This window comes from Paractinoplanes deccanensis, assembly GCF_016862115.1.
Classification (GTDB): domain Bacteria; phylum Actinomycetota; class Actinomycetes; order Mycobacteriales; family Micromonosporaceae; genus Actinoplanes; species Actinoplanes deccanensis.
This window is the reverse complement of the sequence record NZ_BOMI01000144.1, coordinates 57,388-77,478: the sequence shown is the minus strand read 5'-3', so window position 1 is coordinate 77,478 and position 20,091 is coordinate 57,388. Positions and strand designations below refer to the sequence as shown.

Below are 20,091 nucleotides of genomic sequence, written 5' to 3'. Positions count from 1 at the left end.
ACGACGGTGAGGGCTGGGCCGTCCGCGGTGGGCCGGCCGGGGCTTGCGCGGGTGGGGTCGTTGAGGCCGGCGGGCGCTCGGCGCGCCGGGGCACGGTCGCGGCGCCGATCGCCTGTGCCGGCGCGGCCTTCAGCGAGCGCACCAGGTCCTTGGCCCGGCGGATGCTGTCGATGCCGGTGCTCGACAGGTGGGGGTCGGTGACGGCCTCCGCCTCGGCCGGCACGGGCGGCGGCGACGCGTCGGCGACCTCGAAGACGTCGGCGTTGCGAGACCGGAGATAGAGCACCGGCGTGCCCCACTCGAGGCTGCCCGGCTGGGTCATGTGCACTGTCGTGCGCGCGTCGGTCATGGCCCGGTCGAGCGGCACGCCCGACGCGATCGCGCCGTAGAGGGCCTGCGCGAAGATCAGGGCCGCCGGGTCGCTGATCTCGTACTGCATGGCCACGGCGGCGGGGAACCCGCGCCGGATGAAGCTGGCCGCCGGGCTCGCGAAGGTGTCGGCGCCGGAGGCACGCCCCGACTCGCAGGCGTTGAGCACCGCCAGGCGCAGCGACCCGTTGTCGTGCAGCAGCCGGCCGAGGTCGGTGGCGTAGACGTGCCGCGCGCCGCCGTCGTCGTCGAGGAACTCCAGGTAGCCCTCGCCGCGCGTCTCGTCGAAGCCGCCGTGCCCGATGAAGTGCAGGATGTGCCAGGCGCCGCCGCGGGCGGCCCGCCACAGGTCCTCCCACCCGGAGCCCTCCAGCCAGCGCAGCCGCACGTGGCTGTCGCCCAGCGGGGCGAGCGCCGCGGAGAGCGCCTCCTTCTCGGCCGTCACCTGGAGCGCGTCCCGGTCGTCCGGGTGGCTGATCACGCCGAGGATCCGCAACGGCAGCTGGACGGTCACCGGCGCGACCGGTTGCATGACGTCGAGGTAGCGCACGACCGGCAGGTTGAGCGCCAGGTAGTCGCCGCGGCGGCGGTCCCAGAGGAATTCCCACGGCAGCTGTGCGAGCTTCGTACCGCGAATGCGCAGTCGCAATTGGAAAGGCGTGCGCGTGCTTTCCGCGTGGCGCAGGCTCATCTCGAAAAGCTCCCGCGATTCGTCGTGCAGGACCGCGTCGCAAAGATCAGTTCCCAATTGCCGGATCGGCGCCTCGAGCCGCCCCGCAGACCCGCGCGTGACCAGTTGCGCGCCGGAGCGCAGAACGTTCGTCTCCACCGCCTGGAGGCGCCGCGTCTCGGGCTCGGGAAGATCCATCCGGAAATTGGTCTCGCCGAACGGCGACTGGCACGTCAGGTAGTACACGCCAGGGGCGTGCTCGATCACGTCGAGCTGAACGACCACCACTTCCGGCGACATGGGAAAGATCCTCGAGAAAGGCAGATCTGGCTTGCCGGGATCGTAGCCCCGGAATGGGCACTCGAACGTCATCTCTCCGACCGGTCGGCTGTCACCGCTCGGACAAATCCGCGCGCTACCCCGCCGTGCGTCATTGATGATTTACCATGCATCGATGTCCGGATCAGTGAAGCGAAGGCTCGTCCTGGCCGTCGTCACGGGGATCGCCGCCACCGTGGCCGTCTCCGCGTCGCCGGCCTCGGCCGCCGGCGGTGTGCCGCATGTCAAGGGCGGCGAAACCGTGCCGGTCTACTCCTACGAGAACGCCGTCCGGGAGAGCGTCTGGGTGCAGACGCCGCTGGACAACGACCTGGACGGCGTGCCCGACAAGATCGCCGTCGACATCGTCCGGCCGCGCGAGACGGCCGAGCGGCATCTCAAGGTGCCGGTCATCCTCGAGGGCTCGCCCTACTATTCGTGCTGCGGGCGCGGCAACGAGAGCGAGCGCAAGCAGTACGACGCGAGCGGCACCATCGTGAAGCAGCCGCTCTACTACGACAACTACTTCGTGCCGCGCGGCTACGCCTTCGTCGCCGCGGACCTGGCCGGCACCGGGCGCTCCACCGGATGCATGGACGTCGGTGGCCGCGAGGAGGTGCTCGGCGCCAAGGCCGTCGTCGACTGGCTGAACGGGCGGGCGCGGGCCACGTACGCGGACGGCACCCCGGCGGTCGCCACGCGCTGGACCAACGGCCGGACCGGTATGATCGGCAAGTCCTGGGACGGGTCGGTGGCCAACGGCGTGGCCGCGACCGGTGTCGAAGGGCTCGAGACGATCGTGCCGATCTCGGCGATCTCCAGCTGGTACGACTATCAGCGGTACAACGGTGTGCTCCGCGCCGAGGACTACCCGGAGTTTCTGCACCGCTATGTCAACGGCCGGCCGGCGGAGGCGTGCGCCGAGACGCTCGCCCGGCTCGACCGGGACAGCGACGACGCCACGGGCGACTACAACGCGTACTGGGCCGAGCGGGACTTCCGGCCGGACGCGCGCAAGGTGCGTGCCAGCGTGTTCATCGCGCACGGGCTCAACGACACGAACGTGACGACCGATCAGTTCGCGCAGTGGTGGGGCCGTCTCGGCGTACCGAAGAAGATGTGGCTCTATCAGGCGGGTCACGTCGACCCCTTCGATCTGCGGCGCGCCGAGTGGGTGGACACTTTGCACCGGTGGTTCGACCGCTGGCTCCAGGGCCTGCGCAACGGGATCGACCGGGAGCCGCGGGTGTCGATCGAGACGGCGCCGGGCGCGTGGGTGAGCGAGCGCGACTGGCCGGCCGCCCCGGCGAGGACGCAGCGGATCACGCTGGGCAACGGCGACGGGACGACCGGCACGCTGGGTGGTGCGTCCGGCAGAGCTGTCCGTACGTGGACCGACGCCCCCGACCTCAGTGAGGCCGCCGCCGTCGCCGGCCCGAACACCGCGGTCGCCGGCCGGGTCGCCTTCCTGTCCGCGCCGCTGAGCCGCGAGGTCCGCGTCTCCGGCACACCGTCGGTGACGTTGCGGGTGCGGGTCGACAAGCCGACCACCGAGCTGACCGCCCGGCTCGTCGACTACGGCACCGCGACGCGGGTCGACTACCTCGGCCGGGGCGAGGGCATCACCACGCTGCCCACCGAGTCGTGCTGGGGCGCCTCGACGGCGGCCGACGACGCCTGTTACCGCGACACCGCGGCGAGCCTGATCACCAGCGACCACGCGATCGTGACGCGGGGCTGGCAGGACGCCGCCCACCGCGTCTCGCTGCGGTTCCGGACGCCGTTGCGGCACGACCGCTGGTACACGGTGACCGTGCCGATGCAGGCGACCGACCAGCGCATCGCCGCCGGTCACGTGCTCGGCCTGATCCTCCAGGCCAGCGACAACGAATACTCGACCCCGCAGTCGACCGGCGCGACCATCCGGCTCGACCTGCGCGGCAGCTCGCTGAGCCTGCCGCTGGTGGGCCGGCTGCCCGCGCCCGGCGCGACCGCACCGGCCGTGTCGGCGGAGCCCGTGCCCAGCACGTTCGCGCCGCCGCGGTTCGATCCGCTCGTGCCCTGACCGGAGCCGGGGGTCCTGGGCCGCGCGCTCAGGACCCCTTGGCCGGCTCGGCGTAGACGACGACGTTGTGGCTGTAGGCGCCGTCGCGGAAGCTGCCGCCGCAGGTGACCAGGGCCAGGCGGGGCGCGGTGTCGGCGCGGAAGAGGTCGGCCGGCAGGCGCTGCTTCGGATAGCCACGCCGGGCGACGACGCGGTACGGCACGACGCGGTCGCCGGCACGCACCCCGACGGTCGCGCCGAGCGGCAGGGTCTCGAGCCGGAAGAGGGCGCCGGGCCCGTCCTCGGCGGTGTCGACGTGACCGGCGATCAGCACGGTGCCCCGGGCCGAGCCGGGCGTCGCCGACCCGATCCACCAGCCGAGCCGAGCGGGATCCTCCGGCACGGCGAGCGAGCCGTCGGGGTGGACGCCGACCGCGCTGACCGGGGCATCGATGCGCTGCGCGCCGATGGTGACGTTGGTGGGCGGCGCCCAGGCCGGCGGTATCGGCGGGGTGGCCTTTGCCGTCCCGGGGCGGGCGGGCTCGGACGGGGCGGGCCCAGTGTCGGCGGGCCTTGTCTCGGCCGGCACAGTCTCGGCGGGCCTTGTCTCGGTGGGCCTTGTCTCTGCGGGCTGGGTCTCGGCGGGCCCGGACTCGGCGGGCGCTGAGGACGCGGGTGCGGCGATCGTGACGCGCAGGGGTCCCGCGTCGGCGGGTGGCGGGGCCGGCTGGACGGCCAGCACGACCCCGGCGGCCGACGCCGACAGGCCGGCGGCGAGGGCCGTCCAGCCCGCCGCACGCCGGCCGCCGATGTGTGTCCGGGTCATGCCCCGGCCGTCCAGCCCGCCGCGCGCCGGCCGTCGTTGCGTGCCCCGGCCGTCCAGCCCGCCGCGCGCCGGCCGCCGATGTGTGTCCGGGTCATGCGCCGGCCGGGCGGCGTCGCAGCAGCAGCATCGCCGCGGCCGCGGTCAGCAGGACGCCGAGGCCGAGCAGGGCCACCACCGGAGCGGTGACGGTGCGTTCCGCGGCCTGACCGCCGGTGCCGGTGCCGATGCTGGACGGCACGCCGAGCGCTCGCGCCGCGTCGTCCAGCAGGTCGTGGTGCGCGGCGATCACTGGCGCGGCGTCGCGGGCGCTCTTCTTGGCGGCGGCGTCGCTGCCCTGCGCGATCTCCTTCTGCCCGTTGGCCATGGCCGCCATGTGCGCGTCCATCTGCGTCGAGACGAAGAGCGTGTCGAAGTCCTCACCGGAGGTCTGCTGGTACTTCGCGGCCACGGCCTGCTGCTTCTCGTTCGGCGCCGAGGGCAGGTCGACGCCGAGCTGGGAGGCCGTCTGCCGAACCGCCGCGTCGAGCTTGGTGTGGTCGGCGACGAACCGGGCGCCGAGGTCCTTGACCTGCTGACTCTGCCCCTTCTGCTGGGCCAGCCGCCCGCCGGAGATCTCGGCGAGGTTGGACTGGTGGGCCGCGCGCAGATAGGCCGCGTCCTGATCGGAGGGCGCCGCCTGCGCCGCGGCGGCGGGAAGCAGAAGCATCCCCGCGACACTCAGGACGGCGGCGACTCGCTTGACGAACATTGACAAAGTCCTCTCGTTGGGAGCGAGAGGCGGATACCCGGCCCACCCCCGGTCATGCATAGATCGACGCAGAAATCGACGCAACCGGAGAGTCGTCGCCGCTCCACCGCCCGGCTTTCCGGCCGCGAAGGGAGGCCAGAAGGGGGCGAAGGGGGCCAACAGGGGTTAAGAAGGCTGGTCCGGCGAAGAGGGCTGGCGCAGGAGCGGTTAGGAGAAGGGTCGGCCCAGGCGATCGGGGCAGGAGCGGCTGGGAGGAGGGCCGGCCCAGGACGATCAGGGCAGGAGCCCGAGCAACTCCGCCGCCACCTCGGCCGGGCGCTCGATGTGGGGCGAATGGCCGCAATTGTCGTAGACGGTTTCGCGGAAGGCGCCGCCGGCGGCCGCGTATCGCTGGAGCACCGCTCGGGTCTGGCCGACCATCGGCTGGGGTGGGCAGGCCTCGGCGCCGGGCCAGCCGGGCACCAGGCCGATCGAGCCGAGATAGGCCAGGTCGAACAGGGACGTGTCGGAGACGATCGCGTCCCGGTCGCCGCGGAGCCAGACAATCGGTGGCTTCGACTCGGCGCCGATCAGGGCCTCGGCCACGTTGAAGTGTTTGGGCGCCATCGTGTTGAGCACGCCGCGGTCGCCCGGGCCGACACCGGGCCAGCTCTGCGCCGGCTTGGCGTCGCCCGGGTAGTTGTCGTCGCCGATCGCTGTGCTCAGGATCGTGTCGAGCAGCAGGCTCTCGTCGTCGCCGAGGGACGCCGGGTCTGCCACGTACGCGGAGCGCAGCACGGACAGCGGGCTCGCCGGGGCGTCGGCGCTGCGGTCGCCGGCCCGGATGCGGGCCACGAAGTCCGGGTTGGCCGTGCCGCCGCCGGTGCCGGCGAAGTCTGCGGTGGTGGGGGTGCCGTCGAGGTCGCGGGTGCCGCCGAAGCCGTACGGGCTGAGCGGCGCCTCCAGCAGCACCACGGAGAACCGGCCCGGGTGGTCGGCGAGCAGCTGCATCACCACGCCGCAGCCCATCGAGTGCCCGGCCACCACCACCGGGCCCCCGCCCGGGAACAGCGAGCGGTCGTCGAGCAGGGCGGCCACGTCGTCGGCGAAGTCGCGCAGCCCGCGGGTGGCGTCCACCGGCGCGGTCTCGCTGCCGCCGTAGCCGCGCAGGTCCGGCGCGACCACCCGGACGCTGTCGGGGAGCCGCCGGACCAGCGGCGTCCAGAAGCCGGCGGACGAGCAGTTGCCGTGCACCAGCAGCACCGGCGGGGCGTCCGCCGGGCCGCCGGCGAGCACGTTCTGGCTGATGCCGCGGGCCTGCACGCGAAGGGCACGGGTCTCCATCGGCCGATCATCACACACGAACGCTAAGTTCGGATCATGACGATGGGCCCGGAGGAGTTCGACGTTCCCGTACCCGGCGGACTGCTGCGCGTGTGCCGGTGGCCGGGTGACGGTCCGGTGGTTCTCGCCGCGCACGGCATCACCGCGAACGCGCTCTCGTTCGCCCGGGTCGCCGAGGCGCTCGCCGGCCGGGTCCAGCTGGTCGCGCCCGATCTGCGCGGCCGGGCGCGGAGCAACGGCCTGCCCGGCCCGTACGGCATGGCAGCGCACGTCGCCGACCTGATCGCCGTGGCCGACCACCTGGGGCTGGACCGGGTGCCGCTCGCCGGGCACTCGATGGGCGGTTTCGTGGTGGCCGCGACGGCCGCCGCGCATCCCGGGCGGGTCAGCGGCGTGCTGCTGGTCGACGGCGGCGTCGCCATCCCCGTACCGCCGGACACCGACGTCGACGAGGTGCTGATGGCGGTCGTCGGCCCGGCCATCAGCCGGCTGTCGATGACCTTCGCCGACGAGCGGGCGTACGCGAGCTTCTTCCGCGCCCACCCGGCGCTGCGGGACGCGTGGTCACCCGCCGTCGAGGCGTACGCGCTGCGGGATGTGACCGGAACGCCGCCCGAGATGCGCTCCTCGTGCTCGATCGACGCCGTCCGCGCCGACGCCACCGACACGCTGATCGACCGGCGCACGGTCGACGCCGTGCACCGGCTGACCTGCCCGGCGCGCCTCCTCTGGGCCCAGCGCGGACTGCAAGATCAGGACCAGGGTTTGTACGACGGGAGCAGCCTCTCCGCCGCGGGCCTCGACCGCACCCGCGTCGCCGTCGAGCACGTGCCGGACGTGAACCACTACACGATCCTCTTCGACCCGCGCGGCGCCGGCCTGGTCGCCGACCGGATCGTGAAGCTGGCCGCCGGGTAGGGCCGCTCACCCGGCGTGGGGACCTGATGGCTGGTGGTGTTCCACTTGCCGTCGTACCAGACGGTGTAGAGCTTGCCGTCGGTGCCGCGGCCGGCGATGTGGAGCTGATCGCCGAAGGCGCTGATGCTGGGCGCGGCGGTGAACGCGCCGGGAAGCCGTTCGTGCTGCCACGTGGTCTTGCGGCCCCACCAGTGGTGGATCGCGTTGTCGGTGGTGCGGGCGACGACGTGGACCTGGTCGCGGTAGACGGTCGCGGCCGGCGCGTTGCCGAGGTCGACGCTGCCGTCCATGAGCCGGGCGCTGCGCCACTTCGGCTGCACCGAGCCGAGCTCCCTGTCCTCTCCGCTCCGCCACCGCCACAGGTGACCGTCGGTGCCGCGCGCGTAGACCCACAGCTCGCCGTCGTACGTCACCGTCGCGGGGCTCGCGGTGGCGGCGCCCGGCAGGTCGCCCCGTTCCCACTTGGTGTGGGCGTACATCCAGTCCCGCACCTTGTCGTCGGTGGTGCGGGCGATGATGTGCAGAGCGTGCCGGTGCACGGCGAGCGCGGGTGTCCCGGCGAGGTGCGCAGACGGGTCGACGAGCTCGGGTTTCGACCATTGCCCGTTCCCGGCGCTCCACCAATGCCACAGCCGGCTGTCGGTGCCGCGGCCGACGGCGTGCAGGTTGCGGTCCCGCGGCCAGTAGAGGATCACCGGGGGACTGAGCAGAAACCCTTGCAGGTAGGCCTTGTGCCAGCCGCCGTCGACCGTGTAGCGCCACTCCGAGACCCGGTTGTCGTGTTCGCGCGACACGACGCTGATGCCGTCCAGGAAGGCGGCCACCGCGGGCTTGTCGGCGAGCCGGGTGTCGCGCATCTGCTCCTGCGCCCACGACTTCTCCAGCCAGCGGTGCACCAGCGCGTCGTCGCCGTAGCGGCGGACGAAGAGGTGCAGCTGCGTGATGCCCCGCATCTTCGGCATCTCGGCCAGGCCGGACGGCGATCCGCCGCCCGGGCAGGTGTTCGTGCTCGGCATGACGGGGCTGTCGCCGTCGAGGCGCACAGCGACGCCCTGAAGAACCGGGCGCCGGCGGTCGGCGCTCTCGCCGCCGTCGAAGTCGACGTCGCCGGCCTCCCCGCGCCCGTGGCCCTGCTCGTAGTGCAGGTGAGGCAGCTTGCCGCTGCCCGTGACGCCGACGTTGCCGACGTAACCGATCACCTGGCCCTTGCCGACCCGCTGGTTCTTCCGTACCACGACCGGCTTCATGTGCAGGTAGAGCGTGTACCAGTTGTTGCCGTGGGCGAGCTCGACCCCGCCCATCTTCTCGTCCAGCTCGGTGACCCTGCCGGCCGCGCTGGCCAGCACCGGCGATCCGAGGGTGCCACCCTCCGGCCGATGAAAGTCGATCTTGCCCCACTGCGGATTGTGGTTCGCGCGGCTCCGCAGTTCCCAGACGTCGCCGCAGCTGAACGGCAACGCGAACGCCGGCCGTGGCGAGTCGGCACGCTCCTCCGGCGCTGGTGCTGAATGCTCCTGCATGGTTCCTCCCCCGTAGTAGAGGCCCCGAAGGTAGGAAGCCATCCCGGCCGGGCGCTCGTCGTTGTCCCGAAGGCGACTACGACTTGGCACTCACCCGGCGCACGGCCGACAGCAGGAGCTCGCCCGGGCGGCGGCGCCGGGCGATCAGGGTGGTGAACGGGCTGCGCTTCAGCACCGTTCCCGGGTGGGTGCCGTGGATCCGGCCCGGTTCGGCGAGCGGCTCGTCGACGTTGTCGGCGCGGTTGGCCGGGCGGTCCGTCCGCTGGGTGCCGCTGCCGAGGCGGCGTACGGCCAGCAGCGCGTCGGTCAGCGCGGGCGCGAGCCGCTGGGCCAGGCCGAACGCCGCGGCGGCCGCGCCGACCGTGATCTCGCGCCGGGGGTGCTCGGCGGCGTGGACGATGGTGTCGGCGACGAGCTCCGGCGCGTACACCGGCGGGGGTGGCTTGACCATGACGCCCAGCTTGCTGCGGGCGTGCTCGAAGAACGGGGTGTCGATCGACGCGGGCAGGATCGTCGTCACCGCGATCGGCGTGCCCTCCTGCACCAGCTCGCCGCGCAGGCTGTCGTGGAGCGCGCGCACCGCGAACTTGCTCGCCGTGTACGGCGCCTGCAACGGGATGCTGCGCACGCCCTCGGCCGAGACGACCCCGATGAGCGCGCCGCCGCCGGCTCGCCGCAGGGCGGGCAGGGCGGCGTGGATGCCGTGCACGTGGCCGAGGAAGTTGACCCGCATGACCCGCTCGAACTCGGCGGCGCTGATCTCCTCGACGCGGCCCCAGACGCCGACGGCGGCGTTGTTGACCCAGGTGTCGACGCGGCCGAACCGCTGTTCGGCGGCCTCGGCCAGGGCGGCGACGGCCACCGGGTCGGCGACGTCGGTGGGCACCGCGACGGCCGTACCGCCGGCGCCGTTGATCTGCTCGGCCAGCGAGTCGAGCGCCCGCTCGGTGCGGGCCGCGCACACCACCCTGGCGCCGCGCGCGGCGAAGGCGAGCGCGGTGGCCCGGCCGATGCCGCTGGACGCTCCCGTGATGACGACTACCTGTTCGGACACCGGTCTGGGCATGGCATCGGCTCTACCCGGATCGCGGGCGGCTAAGCCGGCTGTTACCGACCCTCGAACGTCCGGTTACAGGCGGGCCGTTCCGGCCGGATCTCGCCCTACTGTGTGCGCATGGGCAGCACCACCCGGCGCGATGACCTGCCGCGGGCCGGGTCGCGCGGGCCGCGGGAGTCGACGGGGGCGGTGCTGCGGGCGATCCTCGACCACGGGCCGATCGCGCGCAGTTCGGTTGCCCGGGCCGCGCGGCTGTCGGCCGCCTCGGTCAGCGGGATCGTCGGCTCGCTGGTCGAGCGCGGGCTCGTCCGGGAGGTGCCCGAGGCGGCCGGGCCGCCCGGTGTGGGCCGGCCGCACGTGCCGGTGGACATCGACCCCGAGACGGTTGCCGTCGTGGGTGCCCACATCTCGGTCAGCCGGGTCACCGTGGCGCTGCTCGACCTGCGGGGACGTGTGCTCGCGCAACGGCAGGAGCCGCACGTCTCCCGCCGGCCCGCGGACGTGCTCGGGTCGGTGCCGGCGCATGTCGCGGGCCTTCGGCGCGACCACGGCCGCGGGCGTGCGGTGCTCGGGCTCGGGCTGGCCACCGGCGGCTGGGTCGACGCGGCCCGCGGCGTGGTGGTCGAGCACCCGCTGCTCGGCTGGCGCGCCGTGCCGGCCGGGGCCGTGCTCGCCGAGGCGACCGGCCTTCCGGTGCGTCTCGACACCAACTCGCGGGCTCTGCTCAAGGCCGAGCAGCTGTTCGGCGGGGCCGCCCGGCAGGCCCGCGGCAGCGCGGTGCACCTGTTCGTGGGCAACGTCGTCGACGTGGCGTTCGCGACCGGCGGTGCCGTGCACCAGGGGCCGCGGTCGGCCGCGGGCGCTGTCGCGCATCTGCCGGTCGAGGGCTGCGCCGAGCCGTGCGCCTGCGGACGCGCGGGTTGTCTGCAGGCCGCCGTGTCGGAGCGGACCCTGGTGCGCCGCGCGCTTGCCGAGGGCCTGATCCGCGAGCCGGAGTTCCGGGCGCTGGTGGACGCGGCCGAACGGGGCAGCGGGCCGGCCCTCGCGCTGTTGCGGGAGCGTGCGCGGCTGGTCGGGCGGGCCGTGGCGCTGCTGCTCGACCTGTTCGACCCCGAGGTGCTGGTGGTGGCCGAGCGGGGCGCCGACCGGCTGCCCGACTGTCTCGCCACGGTGCGCGCCGAGGCGGCCGCCCGGTCGTCGGCGGGCCAGGCGGCCGCCGCCTGTGTGCGCTCGACCAGCTTCGGCGGGGCGGTGCTGCCCACCGCGGGTGGGGCGATCGCGCTCGATCAGGTGTACGCGGCCCCGCTGGCGTAGCGCGCGCCGAGTTATTTCAGTCCGGCGCAATGTTGCCCTTTAATCCTAGCGGCTTAGTATGAATTGAGCGCTGGTCGGCACTGACGCCGGTCGATGCTTTCTGGCCCTCGTACGAAAAGGACCGCTCATGATCCGACATCCCCGGACCCTCGCCGCCGCTGTGCTCAGCGCCGCCCTGCTCGCCGTCTCCGCCTGTGGCGGCAGCGGCTCGGCCGCGACGCTCGAACTGACCGCCGCGCTGCCCGACTCCGTGCCGGGCGGCACCGAGCTCCGCATCGGCGACCCCGCGATCCAGGCCGTCCTTCAGGCGTCCGGCCTCGACCAGGAGCTGGCCGACGCCGGCGTGCGGGTCGCCTGGGCCAACATCAGCGGCGGCCCGAAGAGCATCCAGGCGTTCCGCGCCGACAAGCTCGACTGCAGCGCGGTCGCCGACATCCCGTCGCTGTTCGCGGCGTGGACGGGCACCTCGACGAAGATCGTCTTCCAGTCGGTCACGATCGACCCGCTGAAGTATCCGATCTACGAGCTCGGCATCGCTCCCGGCGTACGGGTCGGCTCGCTCGCCGACCTGCGCGGCAAGAAGATCGCCTACAGCGCGGGGCAGGCGCAGGGCGCGCTCGTGCTGCGCGTGCTCGAGAAGGCCGGCCTCACCGAGAAGGACGTCACGCTGGTCGAGCTGACCAGCACGGGCGACTCGTACGTGACCGCGCTGGGCGGCAAGGCCGTCGACGTGGCGCCGCTCGGCGCCGCGAACGTCAAGATCTACGAGCGCAAGTACCCGGGTGCCACCTCGATCAAGACCGGCATCCGCGACGACGCCGCCACCCTCTACTGCCTCACGTCGTCGGTGCAGGACGCGGGCAAGGCCGCCGCCCTCAAGGTGTACGTCGGCGTGCGCGCGAAGGCGCTGCTGTGGCAGAACGAGCACCCGAAGGAGTACGCGAAGGCGTACCTCCAGGACGTCCAGGGCCTCAACGAGGCCGACGCGAAGACCGTGACCGACCTGGACGGCTCCGCCGGCATCCCGGCCACCTGGGACAACGCCATCGCGCGGCTCCAGGCGACGGCCGACCTGCTCGCCGAGAAACAGGGACACGACAAGCTCGACGCCGGCACGCTGGTCGACCGCCGCTTCGAACCGGTCGAGGCCGCGGCCGCCGGCGCCGAGGTGGTCACCGGGGACGCGTCATGACGGCCACCCTGCACGTGAGCGAACGCACCACCGACACCACCGACCGGCGGGTGCTGCGGCGCCGGCTCGGTCCCGGCCGCCGCATCCGGTTCTCCTTCTGGATCGGCCCGATCGTCCTGCTCGCCGTGTGGGCCGCCGGCTCGGCCACCGGCCTGATCAAACCCGCGATCCTCACCGCGCCGTGGGACGTCGTCACCGCGTTCCAGGAGCAGTGGACCGACCACGACCTGCTCGGCAACATCCTTTCCTCGCTGGCGCGGGCGGCGCTCGGGCTCGGCCTCGGTGTGCTGGCCGGCGCCGTGCTCGCGGTGGTCTCCGGGCTGTCCCGGGCGGGCGAGTCGCTCATCGACGGGCCGATCCAGATCAAGCGGTCGGTGCCCACGCTCGCGCTGATCCCGCTCTTCATCGCCTGGTTCGGCATCGGCCAGGAGATGAAGATCGTCACGATCGCGCTGATCAGCATGGTGCCGATCTACGTGCACACGCACAACGGGCTGCGCGGCATCGACGGCCGCTACGCCGAGCTCGCCGAGACGATCGGGATCGGCCGCGGCGAGTTCGTCCGGCACGTCGTGCTGCCCGGCGCGCTGCCCGGCTTCCTGCTCGGCATGCGGTTCGCGGTGACCTCGTCGCTGCTCGGCCTGGTCGTGGTGGAGCAGTACAACGCGACCAGCGGGGTCGGCCACATGATCACCCTGGCCGAGCAGTACGGGCAGACCGACGTGATCGTGGTCGGCCTGGTCATCTACGGCGTCTTCGGCTACCTCGCCGACACCGCCGTCCGGCTCACCGAGAGGAGGGCCCTCGCATGGCGGCGGACCCTGGACACCTGATCACGGCCCCGGCCGTACGGGTGCGCAACCTGCACCGCAGCTTCAGCCGCAACGGCGGCGTGCTCAACGGCCTCGACCTCGACATCGCGCCCGGCGAGTTCGTGGCGCTGATCGGGCGCTCCGGCACCGGCAAGAGCACGCTGCTGCGGGCGCTGGCCGGCCTCGATCGCGACGTCGAGGGCTACGGGCAGATCACCGTGCCGGGCGCGGTGTCGGTGGTCTTCCAGGACTCCCGCCTGCTGCCCTGGAAGCGGGTGCTGCCCAACGTCGTCTTCGGGCTGCGCGGCGCGGACGCCGACCGCCGGGGCCGCGACGCGCTCGCCGAGGTCGGCCTCGAAGGACGGGAACGGGCGTGGCCCTACCAGCTGTCCGGCGGCGAGCAGCAGCGCGTCTCGCTGGCGCGCTCGCTGGTCCGGGAACCGCAGCTGCTGCTGGCCGACGAGCCGTTCGGCGCGCTCGACGCGCTCACCCGGATCAGGATGCACGCCCTGCTGCGCAAGCTCTGCGAACGGCACCGGCCCGCCGTCCTGCTGGTCACCCACGACGTCGACGAGGCCATCGCGCTCGCCGACCGGGTGATCCAGCTCGACGACGGGGTGGTGCGCACCGACGTCCGTGTGGACCTGACCCGCCGTTCCCGCCACGATCCGCGCTTCGCCGAGCTGCGCGCGTTCCTGCTCGACGAGCTCGGCGTCACCGAGGAGGACCGACGATGAGCCGCCGGACGTTGCACTTCAACCTGTTCCTGCACGACACCGGGCACCACGAGGCGTCCTGGCGGCTGCCGGGCTCCGACCCGTACGCGAACCTGTCCCTGGAAGCTCATCAGCATCTGGCCCGGGTCGCCGAGGACGCCAAGTTCGACTCGGTCTTCCTGGCCGACAGCCCGGTGCTGTGGAGCGACCCGGGCCGCCGGCCCTCCGGCAAGCTGGAGCCGACGGTGCTGCTGGCCGCGCTCGCCGTGACGACCCGCCGGATCGGGCTCATCGCGACCGCCTCCACCTCGTACAACGAGCCCTACAACCTGGCACGCCGCTTCGCCTCGCTCGACCACCTCTCCGGCGGGCGGGCCGGCTGGAACATCGTCACCACCGCCGGCGACGCGGCCGCCCGCAACTTCGGGCTCGACGACCAGCCGCTGCACCGTTCGCGCTACGAGCGCGCCGACGAGTTCCTCCAGGTCGCCACGAAACTGTGGGACAGCTGGGCGGACGACGCCGTGGTGGCCGACAAGGCCGCCGGGGTGCACGCCCGGCACGACCGGGTTCGCGGCATCGAGCATCGCGGCCCCTGGTTCCGGGTCGACGGGCCGCTCAACCTGCCGCGCTCGCCGCAGGCGCACCCGCTGCTCGTGCAGGCCGGCTCGTCCGAGGACGGCAAGGAGTTCGCCGCCAGGTGGGCCGAGGCCGTCTTCACCGCCCAGCCGACGCTCGCCGAGAGCCAGGCCTTCTACGCCGACATCAAGCGCCGGGCCGTGGCGGCCGGGCGCGACCCCGACCACGTCGTGGTGCTGCCCGGCATCGTGCCGGTCATCGGCGACACCGAGCGTGAGGCCCGCGAGCTCGACGCGGAGCTCGACCGTTTGATCGCTCCGCGGTACGCGCTGGCCCAGCTCGCCCAGACCCTGCGCGTCGACCCGGCGGTGCTCGACCTCGACGCCCCGCTCCCCGCCGACCTGCCCGGCGAGGACGAGATCGAGGGCGCCAAGAGCCGCTACACGCTGATCGTCGACTGGGCCCGCCGCGACAACCTGACCGTCCGGCAGCTCATCGGCAAGCTCGGCGGCGGGCGCGGTCACCGGACGTTCGCCGGCACCCCGCTCCAGATCGCCGACACCATCCAGCACTACTTCGACAACGGCGCCGCGGACGGCTTCAACATCATGCCCGCGGTGCTGCCCTCGGGCATCGAGGCGTTCGCCGCCAAGGTCGTGCCCCTGCTGCAAGAGCGCGGGCTGTTCCGTACGGAATACGACGGCACGACGCTGCGCGAGCACTACGGACTGCCGCGCCCCGCCGACCGTTTCGCGCTCGTCTAGGAGACGCCGATGAGCCTCACCTTTCTCTGGTACATCCCGAACACCGTCGAGCCGGGCCACCGGGGCGACGACGCGGTCGACGGGTACGGCACCCTCGAGCACTCCGTGGAGCTGGCCCGCCTCGCCGAGCGGCACGGCTGGTCCGGTGCGCTGATCGGCACCGGCTGGGGACGGCCCGACACGTTCACGGTCGCCACCGCGCTCGCGGCGCGCACCACCACGTTCCGGCCGCTCGCCGCGATCCGGCCCGGCTACTGGCAGCCGGCACACTTCGCCAGCGCGGCGGCCACCCTCGACCACCTCAGCGGCGGCCGGCTGCTCGTCAACATCGTGAGCGGGCAGGACAATCTCGCCGCGTACGGCGACGTCGAGGGCGAGCAGGAGCAGCGGTACGCCCGCACCAAGGAGTTCATGCGGATCGTGCGCCGGCTCTGGACCGAGGAGAACGTGACGTACGCCGGGGAGCACTTCAGCGTCACCAACTCGACGGTCACGCCGCGGCCGCACGGCACCGGACCGCGTCTCTATTTCGGCGGGGCGTCCGCGGCCGCCGAGCGGGTGGCGGCGACGGAGGCCGACGTCCAACTGTTCTGGGGCGAACCGCTCGACGGCATCGCCGAGCGCATCGACCGGCTGCGCGGGCTGAGCGCGAAGCTCGGCCGTGACCTGCCGCCGCTCGAGTTCGGGCTGCGCATCACCACGCTGGTACGCGACACCACAGCGCAGGCCTGGCACGACGCGGAGGCGAAGGTCGCCTCGCTCGCCGCGCATGCCGGCTCGCGCTTCGACCAGCTGCGCGGCCCGGCCGTCGGCCAGCAGCGGCTGCTCGACCTGGCCGCGCGCGGCGACGTGCTCGACACCAACCTCTACACGGCGCCCGGCCGCTACGGCGGGGGCGGCGCGGGCACGACGTGGCTGGTGGGCTCACCGGACGACGTGAGCGCCGCGCTGCTCCGCTACGCCGGCCTGGGCATCACCCACTTCGTGCTGTCGGACACGCCGTACAGGCAGGAGACCGCCCGGGTGGGCGACGCCCTCCTCGGCCGGCTTCACTCCCTGTCGGCCGCCTGACCGCCTCTACTCCTTGTCGGCCGCGTAGTCCCGCATCGCCGCGGCTACTTCACGAAGGAACGTCGTCGTCGCGGCGGCCTGCTCCGATCCCAGGCGGGCCGCCGCTTGCTCGATCCGCTCCAGCAACGGCGCCAGGGCGGTGCGCACCTCCTCGTACGCGTGATCCGTCGCGACCACTGTCTGCCGCCGCCGGTCGGACGGGTGCCGGACCCGGTGCGCGTGCCCGGCCGCGTCGAGGCGGTCGACGAGCGTGGTGGCCGACGCCGACCGGATGCCGAGGCGCTGGCCCAGCTCGGTCGGCCCGAGCCCGTCCGGGCTGCTCAGCAGGTAGTCGAGCGCCACGGCGTCGGTGATGCCCACCCCCAGCCGGCGGGCCAGGCTGTGCGCCGCCTCGCCGTTGGCCTGGAGCACATCGCGAACCGCGCGGGCCAGGTCGCTGCTCCGCTGTTCCCGCCTCGTCACCGTGGCATCATACGGCTCTCGGGTAGCAAGATTTTCTAACTACACGTATAACAAGATTCATGACAGGTGAGACAGTCGCCGCGCCGCCGTCGCATGCCCTTCCCGGCCGGGTGAACCAGGCGATCGAGGAGTTCCTGGCGTCCCAGGCAGCGTCACTGGCCGACGTCAGCGCCGACTGCACCCCGGTCGTGCGCTCCATGACCGACTTCATGAGCGGCGGCAAGCGACTCCGCGCCGCCTTCTGCTACTGGGCGTGGCGCGCCACCGGGGCCCCCGACGGCCCCGGCATCGTGCGAGCGTCGGCGGCCCTGGAGTTCTTCCAGGCGGCCGCCCTGATCCACGACGACGTCATGGACGACTCGGACCTGCGCCGCGGCGCCCCCGCGATCCACCGCCGCTTCGCCGCCGAGCACCGCCGCAACGGCTGGCACGGCGACGCCGACCACTTCGGCGTGTCGGCCGCTGTCCTCGCCGGTGACCTGTGCCTGGCGTGGAGCGACGAGCTCTACAGCGGCAGCGGCCTGCACCAGGTCGCCCTGGCCCGCGGCCGCCCGACCTTCAACAGGATGCGCACCGAGGTGATGGGCGGCCAATACCTGGACCTGCTGGAACAGGCGATCGCCGGCCGCCGGCCCCGGGGCGCCCTGGAACGAGCCCGCCGGGTCGTCCGCTACAAAAGCGCCAAATACACGGTGGAGCACCCGCTGCTCCTCGGCGCCCGCCTGGCCGGCGCCGGCGACGAGCTGCTGGCCGGCTTCTCCGCCTTCGGCCTGCCCCTCGGCGAGGCGTTCCAGCTGCGCGACGACATCCTCGGCGTCTTCGGCGACCCGGCCCGCACCGGCAAACCGGCCGGCGACGACCTGCGCGAAGGCAAGCGCACGGTCCTGGTCGCCCTGGCCCTCGAACGCTCTGGCGACAAGCGAACCGCCCTCATCGAATCCCTGCTCGGCAACCCCACCCTCGACGCCGCCGGCATCGCCACGCTCCGCGAGATCATCGTGGACACCGGCGCCCTCACCACCGTCGAACACACCATCGCCGACCTGCTGGACCGCTCCCTGGCGGCCCTGGCCACCACCCCCATCGACGAATCGAGCCGGCCGGTGCTGGCCGCGCTCGCCCACGCGGCAACAGATCGAGTCTCCTGAGGGGGAGCGCCCACGGTCCGGCCTGGTTCGCGGCGGCCCACCCCGCCCTGAGACCCGCGCGGCGCGGGTGACAGTGCCGGCAAGGCTCGCCACCGCCTCACGCCCGGGCGCCGTGGCCCTGTTACCCGTCAGCGCCGGCAGTTGCCGCCGCAGTGCACCGCCGCGTCGTGCGGCGGCCCGAACGCCCCACCAGAACGAACGTTCTGTCTCGCGGCCTCGCCGCCGCGCGGCGTGGGCCGCCTCGGCGGCCGGCGGCGCACCGAGCGCCCCGCCGGTGCGCAGAGGGAACGAACGTTCTGTCTGGGGCGCGCGGTCGGGGTCGGGCGGGTCGTGGGGAGAACGAACGTTCTGTCTCGTGCTCGGGTGGCGATTTGGTGGGTCGCGGGAGAAGGAACGTTCTGTCTTGTGCGCGCGGTCGGGGTCGGGCGGGTTGTGGGAGGGGCGAACGTTGTGTCTGGCCCTCGCGTGGCCATGGCGCGGTCCGTGGGCAGAAGGAACGTTCTGTCTCTTGGTTGTGTAGCGGTTGGCGGGTCGCGGGAGAAGGAACGTTCTGTCTTGTGCGCGCCGGTGATGGTCGAGCGGGTTGTGGAAGGGCGAACGTTGTGTCTGGCGCTCGCGTGGCGGTGGGGCACTCCGTGGGTAGAACGAACGTTCTGTCTCGCGCAGCGCGCGGGCTCGGCCGCTGCACAGAGAACGAACGTTCTGTCGCGTCGGGGTGCAGCGGCTTGCCAAGGGGCAGAACGAACGTTCTGTCTCGCACTCCGCGCCAGCTCGTCCGGGTGCAGCGGCTTGCCAAGGGGCAGAAAGAACGTTCTGTCGCGCACTCCGCGCCAGCTTGTCCGGGTGCAGCGGCTCGCCAAGGGGCAGAAAGAACGTTCTTTCTAGGCCCGGCGCGGCGACGGCGCGCGAGAGAACCGCCGGCATCTCGCACCGTGCGGCCTCCGGGCGACAGCAAGCGTTCGATCGAGCGCCTGTAGCGCGTGGCCGGGATGCCCGTCGGGAACGAGGTCGGGGCCGCGTGCGCGCCCACCTATCGCCGCCGAGCCATCCCAGTTATATTCATCGATATGTGGGAGCGCTCCCGAATCAAAGAAGTCCTGGTCCTCGCGGTGGCGGCGGCGCTGGTAGTGGCGAGTTTCGTCGTGGTGCGGGCGCCGGTGGCGTCGGCTGGGCCGGTGTGCACGGTGCAGTGGACGGCCAACCAGTGGGCCACCGGACTCACCGCGGACGTGCAGGTCACCAACGGCGGCGCGCCGGTCACGTCGTGGACGCTGTCCTGGGCGTTCGCCGGGGATCAGCGGGTCACGAGCGGCTGGAACGCCACCGTCACCCAGGCCGGCGCCGTCGTGACGGCGGCGAGTGCCGGATGGAACGGCACGCTCGCCACCGGCGCGTCGGCGCGGTTCGGCTTCCAGGCGACGTACTCGGGCAGCAACACCGCGCCCACCGCCTTCAGCTTCAACGGTGTCGCCTGCGACGGTGGCGGTGGCACCCCGAGCCCGGAGCCGTCCACCACGTCGCCGCCGCCCGGTCCGCAGGAGGGGTGCGTGCCCACCGCGATCTGCGACGGCTTCGAGACGCAGGCGGGCGGCGTCCCGGCCGGTGACTGGGCCGTGACCTATCCCGACTGCTCCGGCGCCGGCCGCGCCGTCATCGACCGGGCGACCGCGCACAGCGGCTCGGTGTCGCTGCGGGTCGACGGGGCGGCCGGGTACTGCAACCACGTCTTCGTCCGCAACACCCGGATTCTCGGCACCGCCGGCACGGTCTGGTATGTCCGCTTCTGGGTGCGGCACACCACCGCGCTGCCCGCCGCGCACGTCACCGCCGTGGCGATGCGCGACTCCGCGGACGGCGACCGCGACCTGCGCTTCGGTGGACAGAACGGCGCGCTCCAGTTCAACCGTGCCTCCGACGACGCGACCCTGCCCGAGCAGAGCCCCGCCGGGGTCGCGCTGTCCGCCCCGCTGCCGGTCAACACGTGGAACTGCGTCGAGTTCAAGGTGGACGGCTCGGCCGGGACGATCGAGACCTGGCTGAACGGCACGTCGGTGCCCGGCCTGCTGGCGGACGGCACGCCCACCCACGACATCGACGGGCAGTGGCTCAACCGCGCCTGGCGGCCGGCGCTCACCGACCTGCGCCTCGGGTGGGAGAGCTACGGCGACGGCGCGGACACGCTGTGGTACGACGACGTCGCCGTCAGCGGTGCCCGCAACGGTTGTTGAGCGGCGTCAGCG

Annotated in this window: 17 protein-coding genes; 10 read left to right on the top strand and 7 right to left on the bottom strand. The window is 73.0% G+C overall.

The genetic code is table 11. From position 1 onward, the window contains the following. A partial coding sequence (locus Ade02nite_RS34770; RefSeq protein ID WP_203773080.1) for a CHAT domain-containing protein occupies positions 1 to 1,339 on the bottom strand: 1,339 nt, incomplete at its 3' end. A gap of 154 nt (positions 1,340 to 1,493) precedes the next feature. Between Ade02nite_RS34770 and Ade02nite_RS34765 the strand changes: the two genes are divergently transcribed. Next, a complete protein-coding gene (locus tag Ade02nite_RS34765; RefSeq protein WP_239169269.1) occupies positions 1,494 to 3,422 on the top strand; it encodes a Xaa-Pro dipeptidyl-peptidase in 1,929 nt (642 codons plus the stop codon). Positions 3,423 to 3,450: 28 nt separating this feature from the next. Here the strand turns inward: Ade02nite_RS34765 and Ade02nite_RS34760 are convergent, their stop codons facing one another. The 3 genes from Ade02nite_RS34760 to Ade02nite_RS34750 form a co-directional block, all read right to left on the bottom strand. Further along, positions 3,451 to 4,227, bottom strand: coding sequence for a class F sortase (locus Ade02nite_RS34760; protein ID WP_203773078.1), 777 nt, complete (start codon positions 4,225 to 4,227; stop codon positions 3,451 to 3,453). Between the two features lie 91 nt (positions 4,228 to 4,318). Continuing rightward, a complete protein-coding gene (locus Ade02nite_RS34755) occupies positions 4,319 to 4,975 on the bottom strand; it encodes a DUF4142 domain-containing protein (RefSeq protein WP_203773076.1) in 657 nt (218 codons plus the stop codon). A 273-nt stretch (positions 4,976 to 5,248) separates the two neighbouring features. Further along, positions 5,249 to 6,298 carry an alpha/beta fold hydrolase gene (locus Ade02nite_RS34750; protein WP_203773074.1) on the bottom strand — a complete coding sequence of 350 codons (1,050 nt, stop codon included), beginning with the start codon at positions 6,296 to 6,298 and terminating at the stop codon, positions 5,249 to 5,251. Between the two features lie 36 nt (positions 6,299 to 6,334). Here Ade02nite_RS34750 and Ade02nite_RS34745 point away from each other — a divergent pair, with 36 nt between their 5' ends. Next, complete coding sequence (locus Ade02nite_RS34745) at positions 6,335 to 7,216, top strand: alpha/beta hydrolase (protein ID WP_239169268.1); 882 nt, start codon at positions 6,335 to 6,337, stop codon at positions 7,214 to 7,216. Here Ade02nite_RS34745 and Ade02nite_RS34740 read toward each other — a convergent pair. Both Ade02nite_RS34740 and Ade02nite_RS34735 read right to left on the bottom strand, forming a co-directional pair. Then, entirely contained in the window at positions 7,144 to 8,736 is a 1,593-nt protein-coding gene (locus tag Ade02nite_RS34740; protein WP_203773072.1) for a peptidoglycan DD-metalloendopeptidase family protein, read from the bottom strand. The genes Ade02nite_RS34745 and Ade02nite_RS34740 overlap by 73 nt on opposite strands. Before the next feature lie 76 nt (positions 8,737 to 8,812). Next, a complete protein-coding gene (locus Ade02nite_RS34735; RefSeq protein WP_203773070.1) occupies positions 8,813 to 9,802 on the bottom strand; it encodes an SDR family oxidoreductase in 990 nt (329 codons plus the stop codon). A gap of 108 nt (positions 9,803 to 9,910) precedes the next feature. Between Ade02nite_RS34735 and Ade02nite_RS34730 the strand changes: the two genes are divergently transcribed. The 6 genes from Ade02nite_RS34730 to Ade02nite_RS34705 all read left to right on the top strand — a co-directional run bounded on the left by Ade02nite_RS34730 (position 9,911) and on the right by Ade02nite_RS34705 (position 16,241). After that, complete coding sequence (locus Ade02nite_RS34730; RefSeq protein WP_203773068.1) at positions 9,911 to 11,107, top strand: ROK family protein; 1,197 nt, start codon at positions 9,911 to 9,913, stop codon at positions 11,105 to 11,107. A 127-nt stretch (positions 11,108 to 11,234) separates the two neighbouring features. Continuing rightward, complete coding sequence (locus Ade02nite_RS34725) at positions 11,235 to 12,299, top strand: ABC transporter substrate-binding protein (protein WP_203773067.1); 1,065 nt, start codon at positions 11,235 to 11,237, stop codon at positions 12,297 to 12,299. Further along, complete coding sequence (locus Ade02nite_RS34720) at positions 12,296 to 13,132, top strand: ABC transporter permease (RefSeq protein ID WP_203773065.1); 837 nt, start codon at positions 12,296 to 12,298, stop codon at positions 13,130 to 13,132. Before Ade02nite_RS34725 ends, Ade02nite_RS34720 begins: the two co-directional genes overlap by 4 nt. Continuing rightward, entirely contained in the window at positions 13,108 to 13,848 is a 741-nt protein-coding gene (locus tag Ade02nite_RS34715; protein WP_203773063.1) for an ABC transporter ATP-binding protein, read from the top strand. The genes Ade02nite_RS34720 and Ade02nite_RS34715 overlap by 25 nt, the downstream gene beginning before the upstream one ends. Then, positions 13,845 to 15,170, top strand: a complete 1,326-nt coding sequence (locus Ade02nite_RS34710; protein WP_203773061.1) for an LLM class flavin-dependent oxidoreductase — start codon at positions 13,845 to 13,847, stop codon at positions 15,168 to 15,170. The genes Ade02nite_RS34715 and Ade02nite_RS34710 overlap by 4 nt, the downstream gene beginning before the upstream one ends. A gap of 9 nt (positions 15,171 to 15,179) precedes the next feature. Further along, entirely contained in the window at positions 15,180 to 16,241 is a 1,062-nt protein-coding gene (locus Ade02nite_RS34705) for an LLM class flavin-dependent oxidoreductase (protein ID WP_203773059.1), read from the top strand. Between the two features lie 6 nt (positions 16,242 to 16,247). On the opposite strand, the gene Ade02nite_RS34700 is transcribed toward Ade02nite_RS34705, so the two are convergent. Further along, complete coding sequence (locus Ade02nite_RS34700; RefSeq protein WP_203773095.1) at positions 16,248 to 16,652, bottom strand: MarR family winged helix-turn-helix transcriptional regulator; 405 nt, start codon at positions 16,650 to 16,652, stop codon at positions 16,248 to 16,250. 110 nt (positions 16,653 to 16,762) lie between these two features. Between Ade02nite_RS34700 and Ade02nite_RS34695 the strand changes: the two genes are divergently transcribed. Together Ade02nite_RS34695 and Ade02nite_RS34690 are read left to right on the top strand one after the other, a co-directional pair. Continuing rightward, on the top strand, positions 16,763 to 17,851 hold the full coding sequence (locus Ade02nite_RS34695; RefSeq protein WP_203773057.1) for a polyprenyl synthetase family protein: 1,089 nt from the start codon (positions 16,763 to 16,765) through the stop codon (positions 17,849 to 17,851). Positions 17,852 to 18,918: 1,067 nt separating this feature from the next. Next, positions 18,919 to 20,079 (top strand): cellulose-binding domain-containing protein, encoded by a 1,161-nt coding sequence (locus Ade02nite_RS34690; protein WP_203773055.1) that lies wholly within the window; start codon positions 18,919 to 18,921, stop codon positions 20,077 to 20,079. Positions 20,080 to 20,091 lie beyond the last annotated feature (12 nt).